The 13,890-nt window shown below is 42.7% G+C and carries 15 protein-coding genes; 3 read left to right on the top strand and 12 right to left on the bottom strand.

The genetic code is table 11. The annotated features are described in order from the left end of the window. Nucleotides 1-51: 51 nt before the first annotated feature. The 10 genes from uvrA to AAEO56_RS09425 form a co-directional block, all read right to left on the bottom strand. Entirely contained in the window at nt 52-2,892 is a 2,841-nt protein-coding gene (uvrA, locus tag AAEO56_RS09470; protein WP_341696805.1) for an excinuclease ABC subunit UvrA, read from the bottom strand. A gap of 185 nt (nt 2,893-3,077) precedes the next feature. Next, complete coding sequence (locus AAEO56_RS09465) at nt 3,078-3,611, bottom strand: helix-turn-helix domain-containing protein (protein ID WP_341696804.1); 534 nt, start codon at nt 3,609-3,611, stop codon at nt 3,078-3,080. Between the two features lie 254 nt (nt 3,612-3,865). Beyond that, nucleotides 3,866-4,162: a hypothetical protein gene (locus AAEO56_RS09460; protein ID WP_341696803.1), complete on the bottom strand. Its 297-nt coding sequence runs from the start codon at nt 4,160-4,162 to the stop codon at nt 3,866-3,868. Between the two features lie 220 nt (nt 4,163-4,382). Continuing rightward, nucleotides 4,383-4,676, bottom strand: a complete 294-nt coding sequence (locus AAEO56_RS09455) for a type II toxin-antitoxin system RelE/ParE family toxin (RefSeq protein ID WP_341696802.1) — start codon at nt 4,674-4,676, stop codon at nt 4,383-4,385. Continuing rightward, complete coding sequence (locus tag AAEO56_RS09450) at nt 4,669-4,917, bottom strand: type II toxin-antitoxin system ParD family antitoxin (protein WP_341696801.1); 249 nt, start codon at nt 4,915-4,917, stop codon at nt 4,669-4,671. The genes AAEO56_RS09455 and AAEO56_RS09450 overlap by 8 nt, the downstream gene beginning before the upstream one ends. Before the next feature lie 289 nt (nt 4,918-5,206). Continuing rightward, nucleotides 5,207-7,432, bottom strand: a complete 2,226-nt coding sequence (locus AAEO56_RS09445; RefSeq protein ID WP_341696800.1) for an NADP-dependent isocitrate dehydrogenase — start codon at nt 7,430-7,432, stop codon at nt 5,207-5,209. A gap of 208 nt (nt 7,433-7,640) precedes the next feature. After that, nucleotides 7,641-7,874 (bottom strand): hypothetical protein, encoded by a 234-nt coding sequence (locus AAEO56_RS09440; RefSeq protein ID WP_341696799.1) that lies wholly within the window; start codon nt 7,872-7,874, stop codon nt 7,641-7,643. 169 nt (nt 7,875-8,043) lie between these two features. Further along, complete coding sequence (gene rplS / locus AAEO56_RS09435) at nt 8,044-8,394, bottom strand: 50S ribosomal protein L19 (RefSeq protein ID WP_341696798.1); 351 nt, start codon at nt 8,392-8,394, stop codon at nt 8,044-8,046. Between the two features lie 204 nt (nt 8,395-8,598). Continuing rightward, entirely contained in the window at nt 8,599-9,273 is a 675-nt protein-coding gene (trmD, locus tag AAEO56_RS09430; protein ID WP_341696797.1) for a tRNA (guanosine(37)-N1)-methyltransferase TrmD, read from the bottom strand. A gap of 93 nt (nt 9,274-9,366) precedes the next feature. Then, on the bottom strand, nt 9,367-9,819 hold the full coding sequence (locus AAEO56_RS09425) for a DUF1569 domain-containing protein (RefSeq protein ID WP_341696796.1): 453 nt from the start codon (nt 9,817-9,819) through the stop codon (nt 9,367-9,369). A 113-nt stretch (nt 9,820-9,932) separates the two neighbouring features. Between AAEO56_RS09425 and AAEO56_RS09420 the strand changes: the two genes are divergently transcribed. After that, nucleotides 9,933-10,601: a hypothetical protein gene (locus AAEO56_RS09420; protein WP_341696795.1), complete on the top strand. Its 669-nt coding sequence runs from the start codon at nt 9,933-9,935 to the stop codon at nt 10,599-10,601. Between the two features lie 40 nt (nt 10,602-10,641). On the opposite strand, the gene AAEO56_RS09415 is transcribed toward AAEO56_RS09420, so the two are convergent. Next, nucleotides 10,642-11,442 carry a class I SAM-dependent methyltransferase gene (locus AAEO56_RS09415; protein ID WP_341696794.1) on the bottom strand — a complete coding sequence of 267 codons (801 nt, stop codon included), beginning with the start codon at nt 11,440-11,442 and terminating at the stop codon, nt 10,642-10,644. Between the two features lie 108 nt (nt 11,443-11,550). Between AAEO56_RS09415 and AAEO56_RS09410 the strand changes: the two genes are divergently transcribed. Both AAEO56_RS09410 and AAEO56_RS09405 read left to right on the top strand, forming a co-directional pair. Then, on the top strand, nt 11,551-12,483 hold the full coding sequence (locus tag AAEO56_RS09410) for a peptidylprolyl isomerase (RefSeq protein ID WP_341696793.1): 933 nt from the start codon (nt 11,551-11,553) through the stop codon (nt 12,481-12,483). 138 nt (nt 12,484-12,621) lie between these two features. Continuing rightward, nucleotides 12,622-13,164 (top strand): hypothetical protein, encoded by a 543-nt coding sequence (locus AAEO56_RS09405; RefSeq protein ID WP_341696792.1) that lies wholly within the window; start codon nt 12,622-12,624, stop codon nt 13,162-13,164. A gap of 130 nt (nt 13,165-13,294) precedes the next feature. On the opposite strand, the gene AAEO56_RS09400 is transcribed toward AAEO56_RS09405, so the two are convergent. Further along, nucleotides 13,295-13,858, bottom strand: coding sequence for a thioredoxin family protein (locus tag AAEO56_RS09400; protein WP_341696791.1), 564 nt, complete (start codon nt 13,856-13,858; stop codon nt 13,295-13,297). Nucleotides 13,859-13,890: the final 32 nt, after the last annotated feature.

Below are 13,890 nucleotides of genomic sequence, written 5' to 3'. Positions count from 1 at the left end.
ATCGATGTGCCTATGTGGTTAAATTTTTTATTGTATCTAAACAAACGGGGTCTAAGATAATTCTTTTTTTAGAAAATGCGCCGTATAGCTTTTTTTGTTTTTCGCCACTTCTTCCGGCGTTCCTTTGGCAACCAGCTGCCCGCCGCCTTTACCGCCCTCATAACCAATGTCTATGATATAGTCGGCAAGCTTTATCACGTCCATATTGTGCTCAATGATAAGTACGCTGTTGCCTTTATCTACAAGTTTATTGATAACGTCCATCAGCACCCGGATATCCTCAAAGTGGAGCCCGGTAGTCGGCTCGTCCATGATGTAGAAGGTATTACCGGTATCTTTTTTAGACAGTTCCGCTGCCAGCTTTATCCGTTGCGCTTCACCACCGGAAAGCGTGGTACTCTGCTGTCCGAGGGTAATATAACCCAGGCCGACATCCTGTATCGTCTTGATCTTGCGGTATATTTTCGGAATGTTCTCGAAGAAAGGCACGGCATCATCTACTGTCATATCCAGCACATCCGAAATGGATTTACCTTTATAGCGGATTTCCAGTGTCTCCCGGTTAAAGCGCTTGCCCTGGCAGGTTTCACATTCCACATATACATCAGGCAGGAAGTTCATTTCGATAACACGAAGGCCAGATCCTTCACAGGTTTCGCAACGGCCACCGCTCACGTTAAAGCTGAACCTGCCCGGCTTATAACCCCGTATCATAGCCTCGGGGGTTTGCGTGAACAAGGAACGTATCTCACTGAACACATCCGTATACGTTGCAGGGTTGGAGCGGGGTGTGCGGCCTATAGGCGACTGGTCAATATCAATAACTTTATCGATATGTTCAAGCCCTTCAATTTTTTTATAGGGAGCGGGTTTCTTTACGCCATTAAAGAAATGGGCGTTCAGTATAGGGTACAGTGTCTCGTTTATCAATGTCGACTTACCGCTTCCCGATACACCTGTAACGCATATCAGCTTACCCAGAGGCAGCTCTATCGAAACATTTTTAAGGTTGTTGCCGGTTGCGCCGGTAAGCTTCAGTGTTTTCCCGTTGCCTTCACGGCGTTTTTCAGGTACGGCAATTTCCTTTTCGCCATTAAGGTACGCTGCGGTAAGCGTATGCTCCTTCAGCAGTTCCGCCGGGGTGCCTTTGCTGACGATCTCCCCGCCGAAACGCCCCGCTGCCGGACCGATGTCTATAACATAATCGGCACGCTCTATCATGTCTTTGTCGTGTTCTACTACAATGACAGAGTTGCCAATGTCGCGCAGTTGCTCCAGCGATTTGATAAGCTTTTCGTTATCCCTTTGGTGCAGGCCTATTGACGGCTCGTCGAGAATATACAGTACGCCTACAAGCTGTGAGCCTATCTGTGTAGCCAATCTGATGCGTTGTGCCTCACCGCCCGAAAGCGATTTGGAACTACGGTTCAGTGCCAGGTAATTTAGGCCTACATCTACCAAAAAACTCAGGCGTGCCTTTATTTCCTTTACGATTTCCATCGCAATGGCTTTTTGTTTTTCGGAAAGGTGTTCCTCAAGGTTTTCAAACCAATTCGCCAGGTCGGATATATCCATAGCTGATAGCTCGGCAATGTTTTGTCCGTTTACCTTAAAGTACAGTGATTCCTTTTTAAGCCTTGAGCCATGGCAAACGGGACATTCCACTTCGTCCATGAAATCCTTTGCCCATCGTTTAATTGAGGCCGAACCACTCTCGTCATGCTGGTTTTTTATGAAGCTGGAAATACCTTCAAAATCAATTTTATATTCACGATTAACGCCCAGTGTTTTTGACGTTACCGTGAATTTCTCCTTGCCGCCGTTGAGAATCATTTCCATCGCTTCCGCGGAAATTTTTTCAATCGGGTCGGTTATCTTAAATTCAAATTTTTCCCCTATGATCTCTATCTGTTTGAATATCCATGAGCTTTTATATTCACCTATGGGTACAATACCTCCCTTTTTTATGGAGATTTTTGGGTTCGGGATTATCTTTTTTATATTAATCTCATTGATAACACCCAATCCGTTACAATGATCGCACGCACCTTTGGGTGAGTTGAACGAAAAGTTGTTCGGCTCCGGGTTAGGGTAGGAAATACCGGATGAAGGACACATGAGGTTACGGCTGTAATAGCGCGCCTCGCCGCTTTCCTGCTCTATGACCATCAGCACATCCTCGCCATGGTACATCGCCGTTTTTATGCTGTCGCTAAGGCGTTTATCCGTTTCCGGAGAAGCATCCACTGCCATACGGTCGATAACCGTTTCAATGTCGTGGTTCTTGTAGCGGTCCAGCTTCATGCCGCTTTCTATATCTTTAATTTCACCATCCACGCGGACTTTCAGGAAGCCCTGCTTGGAAATTTGCTCGAACAGCTCGCGGTAATGCCCTTTACGCGAACGTATTATCGGTGCCAATATGGTAATACGCTTACCGTTGAATTTCTCCACGATAAGTTCCCTTATCTGGTCATCGGTATAGCTTACCATCTTTTCACCGGTGTTGTAGCTGTATGCATCAGCGCCGCGTGCATAGAGAAGGCGCAGGAAGTCGTAAATCTCGGTGATAGTCCCCACAGTAGAGCGCGGGCTTTTCCCGGTCGTCTTTTGCTCGATGGCGATAACAGGGGAGAGGCCGTCTATCTTATCGACATCAGGGCGCTCCAGCCCACCGAGGAACTGCCGCGCGTAGGCCGAGAACGTCTCGATATAGCGGCGCTGCCCTTCGGCGTATATAGTATCGAAGGCAAGCGACGACTTCCCGGAACCCGAAAGCCCGGTAATGACCACCAGCTTTTCGCGCGGAATTATGACATCTATGTTTTTGAGGTTGTGGGCGCGGGCGCCCAATACTTCTATGTATTCTGTAAATCCTGTAGTATCTGACATAGCATTTTTGTGCAAACCGCAAAGGTACTGATTTTTGGGGAGTATTGAGGTGAGGGCGGAGGATAAGGGAATGTTAAAAGTATTGACTATTTTTGATTGATTATTTGTTATTTTACTGGCTTGTGTAAGCATTTTTGCTCGTGGCGGTGAGGGTTTTTCTCAATTTATAGGTTACAAAGTTAATCTTAATTAGGATTTGGATACTCCCAATAAGAATCATATTCAACGTTGTTTAACCTATTATTTGATATAATTGACTTGACTCCTTTTATAATACCAAACCCAACTCCAATAGTAGCAATAGGAATAAAAGCCACAGTTATTATTCCAACAGTCATTCCTCCGCCGACAATACCTCCAATAGCAGAAAGCCCAGATGTAATTCCAGCAGCAGAAAGCCCAGCTACAGTCCCAGAGGCTCCTATAGCAGCAGTAATTGAACCAAAACCTAATATTCCACCTCCGAATGCTCCAATTTTTTCCGAGATTGATTCTTTTTCAGAATTAGACAATTTTCTGTATTTTTCAAATCCTATAGATATCATGATTCCAACTTGCTTAAGCATATTCGAGGTTGGGAGAGATTCCTTTTTAATGATTCTATTTAAGGTCGAAATAGAGCAATTGATTTCCTTTGCTATTGTTTTTATTTCTAAATTATTATTTTTCATAAAACGTTTTATAAAGTTTGAAATATTATCGTATGTAATTTCTTCCATAATTTTAATTATTATTTATGCAATACAAATTTAGGAGTTATTTCATTATTACTAATTTTATTATTTGGATCAATTGATAGTGAAGAATAAAATTTATATTGGTATAAGTAAGTGTTTAGATGCCGAGATGCCATAAATGCATGGGTCAGGGATATCACGCCATCTTAGAAAAATTACTCAATCGTTATTCCTAAGAATGTCTATGCTTATAGTGTTTTAATATAATTAGTAAATATTATAATCTGAAAGATAAACTATAGTTTTATCCACTCTTCATTTTTATTATTAAAGCCAAAGATATTTAAGCTTTTAACTTTTCCATTTTTATCAATTTTAAAATAGTCCATATTGTCAACAAGTCCAAGTGCTATTTGTTGATGGACTTTTCTGTGAGAGTCATCCATATACAAGTTTAAAAAGTTATCATAATGAGTCTTATATATTTCAGAAAATAATGTAATAAATTCGTGTGAGTCGAATTTACTTTGCAAGGATTTAATTAATTTTATTAAAGATTCCTTTTCATAATTTATAAATTTTCTCGGTTTCATATTATTCATTTGTTAGTTAGACATTACTATACAATACGATAAAAATATTTAACAAAAAAACCGAGAGGTGATATATTATTCACAAAAATTACCCCCCCCTAGCGCGAGCATCTTGCTCGTGCCGGTAAAAGAAATACAGAAACTTATAGCCCCGCTAGTGCGAGAGTCACGCTCGTACCAATAAATGCACATGTCAACGATAGTGCCAACTGGAAGCAAATTAAATCTTATTCTTCAAATCCATCATTCCATGCAGCACTCTTTCTACTATAATTTCATTCTTCGAAACTTCACGATAGAAAATAATGTGACGGCTGCACTTGTATCCTAGAATGTCCAGCGCTAAGATGTCGTACGATTTTCCAAGCTGGGGGTTCTCTGCTAAATCTGCACAAGAGGCTATTATCAGGTTGTAGTATTTTTCGGCCTGGCTTTCCGACCATTCTTCTACTGTATAATCCCAAATCGAAATCAAGTCTTCAAGCGCCTTATTAGAAAAGTGATATTTAGTCATTACTCTTTCTTCCCTTTAAAGATTCTAAAAAGGCTTTAGGTTCAAAGTTTTCGGCAACCCCGCTGTCAATGCCTTCCTGAATTGCCTTTCTCAGGGCAATGATTTTATTCTCCTCATCTTCAAGGAGCCTTAACCCTGCACGTATCACTTCGCTGGCATTATTGAATCGCCCGTTATTGATAGTACTTTCAATAAAATCTTCGAAGTGATTGCCTAACGATATGGATGTATTCTTTCCCATTACTAAGAATTTTTAAATTCAAAGTTACCAAAAAATGGTAATTAGTGCAATTATTTATACTATACTAAATCTAAGAAACCACAAAACCTCTTTATCAGGGTGATTTGTCAAGATCAGAACACCCTTTAGTTTTTAATCAAAATGATACTCGATCATTCCAATGCCAGCGCGGGCATCCTGCTCGTGCCGCCAGAGTTATCATTCATGTCAGGGAAATCGCTGGAGCATCACAACAGTATAAATAACAAAAGCCACCCTTTCGGATGGCTTTCAATATAAAACTATTAGCTTAATCTAATTTTGCAAGTATGGTATTAAATGTCCCGCTTGGCCTCATGGCTTTGTCGGTAAGCTTGAAATCAGGGTGGTAATAGCCGCCTATTTCCTGCGGTTTGCCCTGTGCGCCTATAAGTTCAGCGTCAATTTTAGCCTCATTTTCCTCAAGTTCCTTTGCTATCGGTTCAAACTTGGCTTTTAGCTCAGCATCCTTGTCCTGTGCGGCAAGCGCTTGTGCCCAATACAGCGCAAGGTAAAAATGCGAGCCGCGGTTATCGATCTGGCCAACTTTACGCGCCGGCGATTTATCATTTTCAAGGAATTTCTCATTAGCTGCATCAAGGGTTTCAGACAATATCAATGCTTTCGAATTGCCTAATGTCTGTCCCAAATGCTCCAGCGATACGCCCAATGCAAGGAACTCGCCAAGCGAATCCCAGCGCAGGTAGCCTTCCTCAAGAAACTGCTGCACGTGCTTAGGGGCAGAGCCTCCCGCGCCGGTCTCGAACAATCCGCCGCCATTCATAAGCGGAACGATAGAAAGCATTTTGGCCGATGTGCCAAGCTCCAGGATAGGGAAGAGGTCTGTAAGGTAATCACGAAGTACGTTTCCGGTCACTGAGATCGTGTCTTCACCTTTTATTATTCTTTCAAGCGTAAAGTTTGTAGCCGCTATCGGGTCCATGATCCTGATGTCAAGGCCGTTAGTGTCATGGTCTTTCAGGTAGGTGTTTACTTTTTCGATAAGCTGTACGTCGTGCGCACGCTTGTCGTCCAGCCAGAATATCGCCGGGGTAGCCGAAAGCCTTGCCCTGTTTACGGCAAGCTTTACCCAGTCCTGTACAGGTGCATCTTTGGTTTGGCACATCCTGAAGATGTCGCCGGCTTCAACCTGCTGCTCCATATATACGGTGCCGTTATTGTTATCGATCACTTTTACAACACCATCGGCAGCAGCCTGGAACGTTTTGTCGTGCGACCCGTATTCCTCTGCTTTTTGCGCCATAAGCCCTACGTTCGGTACGCTGCCCATAGTTGCAGGGTCGAAAGCGCCGTGTTTTTTACAAAAATCTATGGTAGCTGTATAAAGCCCTGAATAACATCTGTCAGGGATCACCGCTTTGGTGTCCTGCCCTTTGCCTTCAGCGTTCCACATCTGGCCTGAGGTGCGTATCATTGCCGGCATCGAGGCATCCACGATTACGTCACTCGGTACATGCAGGTTGGTTATCCCATTATCCGAGTTTACCATCGCAAGTGCAGGGCCTTTTTTCATTGCTTCGTCAAGTGCAGCTTTTACTTCAGCTTCCTTCGCGTTGCCTGCTATTTTAGCATATACATCGCCAAGCCCATTACGGGTATCAACGCCCAGCTCTTTGAAAAGGGCAGCATAGTTGGAGAAAACATCCTTAAAGAAAACTTCTACCACAGCGCCAAAAATGATCGGGTCGGAAACCTTCATCATCGTCGCTTTCATGTGCAATGAAAAGAGTACGCCTTTTGTTTTGGCATCAGTGATTTCTTTCGCTACAAAATCTTTAAGTTTTTTCAGGCTTAATGCCGAAGTATCTATTATTTCGCCTGCTTTTAAAGGGGTGCTTGCTTTTAATACGGTAATAGTACCGTCATTGCCTGTAAATTCAATCCTCACATCAGTGGCTTCTTTTACGGTAACCGACTTCTCGCTTCCGTAAAAATCGCCTTCCGCCATACTTGCAACGTGGGTTTTAGAATCTGCCGACCATGGCCCCATAGAATGCGGGTGTGCCTTGGCATAGTTCTTAATGGCCCTTGGCGCCCTGCGGTCGGAATTTCCTTCACGCAGTACCGGGTTTACGGCAGACCCCAGCACTTTGGCATACTTCGTTTTAATTTCTTTTTCTTCATCGGTTTTGGCGTCTTCCGGATAATCAGGAATGCTATAGCCCTGTCCCTGCAGCTCTTTTATCACTTCTTTCAGCTGCGGTACCGATGCCGAAATGTTTGGCAATTTGATGATGTTCGCTTCAGGAGTGGTAGCCAGCTGGCCCAGTTCGCCGAGAGCGTCGCCCACTTTTTGGTCTTCGGCAAGGTGTTCCGGGAAGTTGGCAAGGATCCTTCCTGCAAGCGAAATATCACGGGTTTCAACCTCAATTCCGGCAGGGGCTGTAAAGGCCTGTACAATTGGAAGGAAAGAATGCGTGGCCAGCATCGGGGCCTCATCAGTTATCGTGTAAAAAATCTTCGATGTTTTGGACATTAGATTAATTTTTAATGACCCTTTCCGGTATAGGAAAGGCTGATTATTACTAAGTTATATTGTGTTTGTTTGTGTCTGCATCGCAAAGGAAGCAAGGCGAGCAAATATAGGAAAAAGTGCCCGATAAGCGTGTTGCTAAATCGGTAAAAAAACGATTGAAATTTTATGAAATAACGTAAGATTTCGGTTGGTGAAACGCCCTGCTAATTTACAGTTTTTCTTTAAGCTGGTTAATCCGCTCCAGTACCGAAGTCGGGAATTCTTTTGTAATTACTTTGTTCACCTGGCATTTGGCGCAATCGGGTATAGAGTAATACCTGATGTGCGTATGCCGTTCTTTGCCTTTTGCGGTTACTATTTCCTCAACCTCATAAATATGAGTAATATTTATGAAGTGAACGCCACCGCGCACATCGGCTATTTTTATAAAAATCGGATCCATGCCCAAATGTAGTGATTTTTAGCGAAAGAATCTGATTTTGGAAGTGTTGGCTCGATAATGAAGTACGAATGAATTTGTGAAATTTGCACAATTCATGGTAAAAAAATCGTTTACAAAAAGAAATCCCACCGCAATGCGATGGGATCCTGTATAACTCTGAAAGCGTGGATTATCTCCTTCTTTCTTTGATTTTTGCTTTTTTACCTGTAAGGTTACGGAAGTAGTATATACGTGCCCTTCTAACTTTACCTCTCTGGTTAAGTTCAACTTTTTGCAAAGCTGGCATGTTTACCGGGAAGATACGCTCTACACCTACAGCACCTGACATTTTACGGATAGTGAAAGTTTCTGTGTTACCAGCACCTTTTCTTTGGATAACTACACCTTTAAAGAACTGTGTCCTTGTTTTTTCACCCTCTTTAATTTCGTAGTAAACAGTGATCGTGTCACCTGCACTGAAATTAGGGAAATCTTTTTTTGCAACAAATTCGTCCTGAACAAATTTTAATAAATCAGACATGATTTTTTAATTTAAATGATTGACTCAGAGCAACATTCACGGTTTTCGCCAGAGGTTGGTCCGAATGAGGGTGCAAATTTAGAAATTATTTTGAAGTAACAAAAAGTTTAAGGTTTAAAGTTTAAAGTTTTTTGAAAGTTTGGTTCAAATAGATGCATAACTTACAAGGTCGGAGTAGCAACTTTAAACTTTAAACTAAAAAAACTATTCGAGTAAGTCGGGTCTCCTGTTTTTAGTATGTTCAAGTGCCTGGTCCTCGCGCCATTTATCGATATTCGCGAAATTACCGCTCAGCAGTACATCTGGCACCTTCCATCCTTTATATTCTGCCGGGCGGGTATAGATGGGGGGGGAGAGCAGGTTATCCTGGAAGCTGTCGGTTAACGCAGAGGTTTCGTTGCTCAATACGCCCGGTATCAGCCTGATAATAGCATCGGCAACCACAGCCGCGGCAAGCTCGCCACCCGAAAGCACAAAGTCACCAATAGATATTTCTTTGGTAATGTAGTGGTCTCGCACGCGTTGGTCCACACCTTTATAGTGTCCGCACAGGATAATGATATTCTCCAGAAGCGACATCCGGTTGGCCATTCCCTGGTTAAGGGTCTCGCCGTCAGGGGTCATATAGATAACTTCGTCGTATGCCCTTTCACTTTTCAATTTTGTAATGCAGGCATCTATCGGTTCCACCGACATCACCATTCCGGCGCCTCCGCCAAACTGGTAGTCATCTACGTTTTTGTGTTTATTGGTGCTGTAATCCCGAAGGTTATGCAGGTGTACTTCAACGATGCCTTTATCTATGGCACGCTTTAGGATAGAGGCTTCAAAAGGGCTTCTAAGCAAATCGGGAAGTACGGTGATGATGTCTATGCGCATGTTTTAAATATAACAATTTTCTAATTTGCAAATGTAGCAATTGCTCCGCGGGATGTCAATTGTTACATTGAATTAATTGATACATCGTTATATTTACACCCCAAACTGTCTCAGGTGGTGATCCAAATGTTTCCACTGTGCGTGGTCAATTTCCTCGTAGGTCATAGTGCCAAAAAGCGGGTGGCTGGTCACTTTAATGCCGGAATGTCCTTCGCGGCTGAATTTTGTAACCAATTCTTTCAATCCCTTTTTTGCTTCATCAAAATCGGGGTGGTATTTAATCATAAATTCTTTGGCTGTGGGCATGCCTTTGCTAAATTTCTTCTCCCCCGTAAACATTTTCTTAGCGCTGTGACCAAAAAGCAGTTTTGTCAGCCAGTTTACTTTAATTTCCTTTGTGCCGTAAACCACTTTTAGCGGCATTTGGCAGTGTTCCATCATCTGGGCAACGGTCATTACGCCCCATTCGGAGAGTTTTATTGGTGTTAATTTGTCAATGCGTTCTACTATTTTTTGGTTCCCTTGCGGGTCGAAAAGGCTTTCCATGTAGGTAATTTTTAGCGTAACAAATGTAGTAATTATATCCAAAAATAGTACAGTTGGAAAATTGGTGTTTTTAACAAAGTTATATCGTTATATTGCGGTAAAATTTACCCTTTATGCACATCTTACCGATCCACTATCATTATGGGCACAACAGCATGAGCCTGAAAGAGTTTGCTATTATATTCGGCATTATGACTATCGCTGTTATAATAGGTTCTTTTTTTACCCGAAAGGCTATGATTCGGCGTAAACTTAAGAAAGCCCCACTACGAAGCCTTTCTGATTTTAAGCATGGAGAAACGGCAAAAATAACCGGTAGGGTGGAATTTATAGATGAACCTCTTGAGGCACCGCTTTCGGGAAGGGAGTGTGTATGGTATTGTGTTCATATAATGCAAAGTAGCGGAAAAAGTTCTTCAACCCTAATAGAGACAGAAGACAAATGCCGCTTTGTACTGCGCGATGGTGACAAAGTTGCATATATTAACGACAGCAATATCAAAAAGTACATTGAGATGGACAAGAAATACCGATCAGGCACTTTTGAAGATGCCGCACCAAAGCTTGAAGCTTATCTGAAGAAGCACGATAAAAAAAGCCAGGGTTTCCTTGGTCTTAACAAGACCATGCATTACTATGAAGGCGTGCTGGAAAAAAATGAGGCCGTGGCAGTGCTTGGTAAAGGCGAATGGTGTGATGCCGAATCACTGGGTTTGCCCCGTGAGTATGGAATGGTGCTGGCTATAACCACTCCGAATGATAACCCTGTCTATAAGCGATGATTCCGATACGGTTAAAGTGCATGGAAAAGCTTATTGAAACTTATTTCTTGATCGCCATCAGCGAATATACCATAGGTACCTTATTCCCAAAACGCGTTACCCTGAATTTTCCCGGCTCAAACTCTTCAGTTCCGCTGAAGCAGTTGTAGGGTGAATAGTCATATTCATTAAACGAATGTATCTCTAACTCCTTGGCAAGGAGGGCTGTCATCACTTCCGAAAGTGCATGGTTCCATGTCACCATTTCGTTTTCAATTGGTGCGGTAACATCGGCATAGGTACCAAATTCCGTTTCAATAATGGCCTCATCCTTAAAGTAATTGTACTGCACCTTTTCAAAATTAGTATCGAACATCCACACCACGGGGTGAAATTCGGCGAAAACAAATTTCCCGCCTGGTTTCAGGAAATGCGAAATAACGCTGGCCCATTTTGAAAGGTCGGGCAGCCAGCCAATAGTACCGTAACTCGTAAATACGATGTCAAACTGCTCGTCAAGGTGATTAGGCAAATCGTATACATCGCAGCAGATGAACCGCGTTTGCATATTCAGCCTGTCGGATAATTCCCGTGCTTTTTCAATGGCTTTATCCGAAAGGTCAATGCCTGTGGCTATAGCGCCCATACGTGAAAACGAAATCGTATCCTGCCCGAAATGGCATTGCAGGTGCAGTACCGTCTTACCACTGATGTCACCAAGTAAGGCAAGCTCAATTTCATTAAGGCTGCTCTTCCCATTCAGGAAACCGGGCATATCATAAAAGTCGGAATCCACATGTACTTCCGTACGTTGGTTCCACGCTTTCCTGTTTATATTGAGGTAATCATCTTCTTTCTTCACTTCTTACTGAATTTGAAATCCAAATTTACATTTTTGTTGTGACATCCTTACAGTGGGTGTAGGGAAATAATTTGTAAATTTGCCCTTCAAAAACAAAAAACACTCATAATGGAAAACGGGATTTACGCAAAATTCAATACAAATAAAGGAAGCATCCTGGTGAAGCTGACTCACGATTTAACTCCGGGAACGGTAGGCAACTTTGTGGGGCTTGCAGAGGGGAATCTTGAAAATAACGAAAAGCCGCAGGGCAAACCGTACTACGACGGACTGAAATTTCACCGTGTCATTGCTGATTTCATGATTCAGGGCGGATGCCCGCAGGGAACAGGCACGGGCGGGCCGGGCTACCAGTTCGACGACGAGTTTCATCCTTCTTTGAGGCATGATGGTCCGGGCGTACTTTCTATGGCGAATGCCGGCCCGGGCTCGAACGGGTCGCAGTTCTTCATCACACACGTAGCAACACCATGGCTTGACGACAAACATACAGTGTTTGGAAAGGTAATTGAAGGGCAGGATGTGGTTGATGCTATCCAGGGTAACGATAAGCTTGAAAGCGTTGAGATCATTCGTGAAGGTGACGAGGCTAAAACATGGAACGCTATTGAGGCCTTCCGCACCTTTGAAGGCTCGCGCGAAAAACGTATTGCCGAAGCTAAAAAGCAAGCTGAAGAAGCAATGGAAAAACTGGCAGCAGGTTTTGATAAAACAGAAAGCGGGTTGCGTTATAAATTCATCCAGAAAGGAAACGGAAAGCAGGCGGAGAAAGGCAAGAAAGTATCGGTTCATTATTCTGGCTCATTAGAGAACGGACAGGTATTCGATTCTTCATATAAAAGGAAACAGCCCATTGATTTCCAACTGGGCGTTGGCCAGGTTATCGAAGGCTGGGACGAAGGTATCGCCCTGCTTCAGGTAGGCGACAAGGCACGTTTTGTTATCCCTTCGCATCTTGGGTATGGCTCACGCGGTGCAGGTGGTGTTATCCCGCCGGATGCTACATTGATTTTTGATGTGGAATTGATGGACGTGAAGTAATTACGAATTATCAATTACGAATTACGATATGTAGTTCTAATAGTATTCAAACCCCAAAGGCTTTAAAATCTTTGGGGTTTTTTATTGGAACACTTTTTGAATGTAAATCTTTATACCTTTGCAATCAATATGACCAATATGAAATACCTTATTATATTTATTACGCTAATTACTTTTTCTGCAAAAGCGCAGGTAATGCATTGCGGCTATGACTTTACTTCCTACGTGGTGCTCGATGTGCATGAATCGGGAAAGAAAGAAAATATCAAAAACCTCAGGATAACCATAGTAGACAGCCTTGGTAACGACCTTATCAATACAGCTAATAAATACAGTTTTAAGAATGCAGATGAGCCAATGGTTTTCAGTTTCAATTACCTTATAGGCGATGACAATAAGCGCCTTGCAGAAGGTGCCGTTGCTTCAAAAGAACGCTGGTTTTTCCCATTTGCGAAAGATAATTATCTTATTTCTGTAGCCAATACTTTTGAAGCCGACCGTTTCCAGATAAAGATAGAGGATAAGGACGGTAAGGAGAATGGCGGCAAATTTAAAACCGTAATACTTCCTTTGTACAGTTATAATATGTATGTCCTGTGTTCGAATGAAAGCCAGCAGGCAGCTATGAAATTCGGGCGGAAAATGAATAAGCCGGTGGATGTTGTTTTGGAAAAAGAATAATCTAATGAATCAATTTTTTAATGTAACAATTGAGCTGCAATGCACGAAATCTTTATCGATTTTTTAGTGTGTCAGTGTACCAATTCCACTACATCGTGAGTAATTGATACATTGCTCCATTGAAAAATTATTACATTGGCGCTTTCCATTTAATTGTACACCCTACACTTGGTTTCTGGTTTTCAGGAATGCTCCTGTTGTATAATATCCCATCTATCGCATTGCGCAGGTCGCTGCCGCTTAGGGGTATATTATTGCCTGGGCGGGAATCATCCAGCTGGCCTCGGTACACTAATTTATCCCCGCTGTCAAACAGGTAAAAGTCAGGCGTGCAGGCGGCGTCAAAAGCTTTGGCTGTTTCTTGTGTCTCATCGAACAAATAAGGGAAATCCATTTTATTCTCAAAAGCAAATTGTGTCATGTATTCCGGGCCATCCTGCGGGTACTTGTCAGTATCGTTGCTGCTAATCGCTATGATCCCGATGCCCTGTACACGATAATCGTTGGCGATCATGATCACTTCATCCATCACATGGTGCACATAAGGGCAGTGGTTGCAGATGAACATTACAAGTGTGCCTTTATCACCCCTTAGGTCTTCAATGGAATAATTGTAATTGGAGTTGGTATCTTTTAGCCAAAACTTTGGTGCGGGCGTACCGAGGGGAAGCATGTTTGAAGGTGTTTTTGCCATTTTACTGAAAACATTTATCTTAGCAAAATACG

This window comes from Flavobacterium arundinis, assembly GCF_038289855.1.
Taxonomy (GTDB): Bacteria; Bacteroidota; Bacteroidia; order Flavobacteriales; family Flavobacteriaceae; genus Flavobacterium; species Flavobacterium arundinis.
Note: the sequence above shows the minus strand (reverse complement) of the source record. Positions and strands in the feature narration are given on the sequence as shown.

Bases quoted from the DNA above. Each gene is read 5' to 3' on its own strand.
- uvrA (WP_341696805.1), bottom strand. From the start codon at position 2,892: ATGTCAGATACTACAGGATTTACAGAATACATAGAAGTATTGGGCGCC.
- AAEO56_RS09465 (WP_341696804.1), bottom strand. From the start codon at position 3,611: ATGGAAGAAATTACATACGATAATATTTCAAACTTTATAAAACGTTTT.
- AAEO56_RS09460 (WP_341696803.1), bottom strand. From the start codon at position 4,162: ATGAAACCGAGAAAATTTATAAATTATGAAAAGGAATCTTTAATAAAA.
- AAEO56_RS09455 (WP_341696802.1), bottom strand. From the start codon at position 4,676: ATGACTAAATATCACTTTTCTAATAAGGCGCTTGAAGACTTGATTTCG.
- AAEO56_RS09450 (WP_341696801.1), bottom strand. From the start codon at position 4,917: ATGGGAAAGAATACATCCATATCGTTAGGCAATCACTTCGAAGATTTT.
- AAEO56_RS09445 (WP_341696800.1), bottom strand. From the start codon at position 7,432: ATGTCCAAAACATCGAAGATTTTTTACACGATAACTGATGAGGCCCCG.
- AAEO56_RS09440 (WP_341696799.1), bottom strand. From the start codon at position 7,874: ATGGATCCGATTTTTATAAAAATAGCCGATGTGCGCGGTGGCGTTCAC.
- rplS (WP_341696798.1), bottom strand. From the start codon at position 8,394: ATGTCTGATTTATTAAAATTTGTTCAGGACGAATTTGTTGCAAAAAAA.
- trmD (WP_341696797.1), bottom strand. From the start codon at position 9,273: ATGCGCATAGACATCATCACCGTACTTCCCGATTTGCTTAGAAGCCCT.
- AAEO56_RS09425 (WP_341696796.1), bottom strand. From the start codon at position 9,819: ATGGAAAGCCTTTTCGACCCGCAAGGGAACCAAAAAATAGTAGAACGC.
- AAEO56_RS09420 (WP_341696795.1), top strand. From the start codon at position 9,933: ATGCACATCTTACCGATCCACTATCATTATGGGCACAACAGCATGAGC.
- AAEO56_RS09410 (WP_341696793.1), top strand. From the start codon at position 11,551: ATGGAAAACGGGATTTACGCAAAATTCAATACAAATAAAGGAAGCATC.
- AAEO56_RS09405 (WP_341696792.1), top strand. From the start codon at position 12,622: ATGAAATACCTTATTATATTTATTACGCTAATTACTTTTTCTGCAAAA.
- AAEO56_RS09400 (WP_341696791.1), bottom strand. From the start codon at position 13,858: ATGGCAAAAACACCTTCAAACATGCTTCCCCTCGGTACGCCCGCACCA.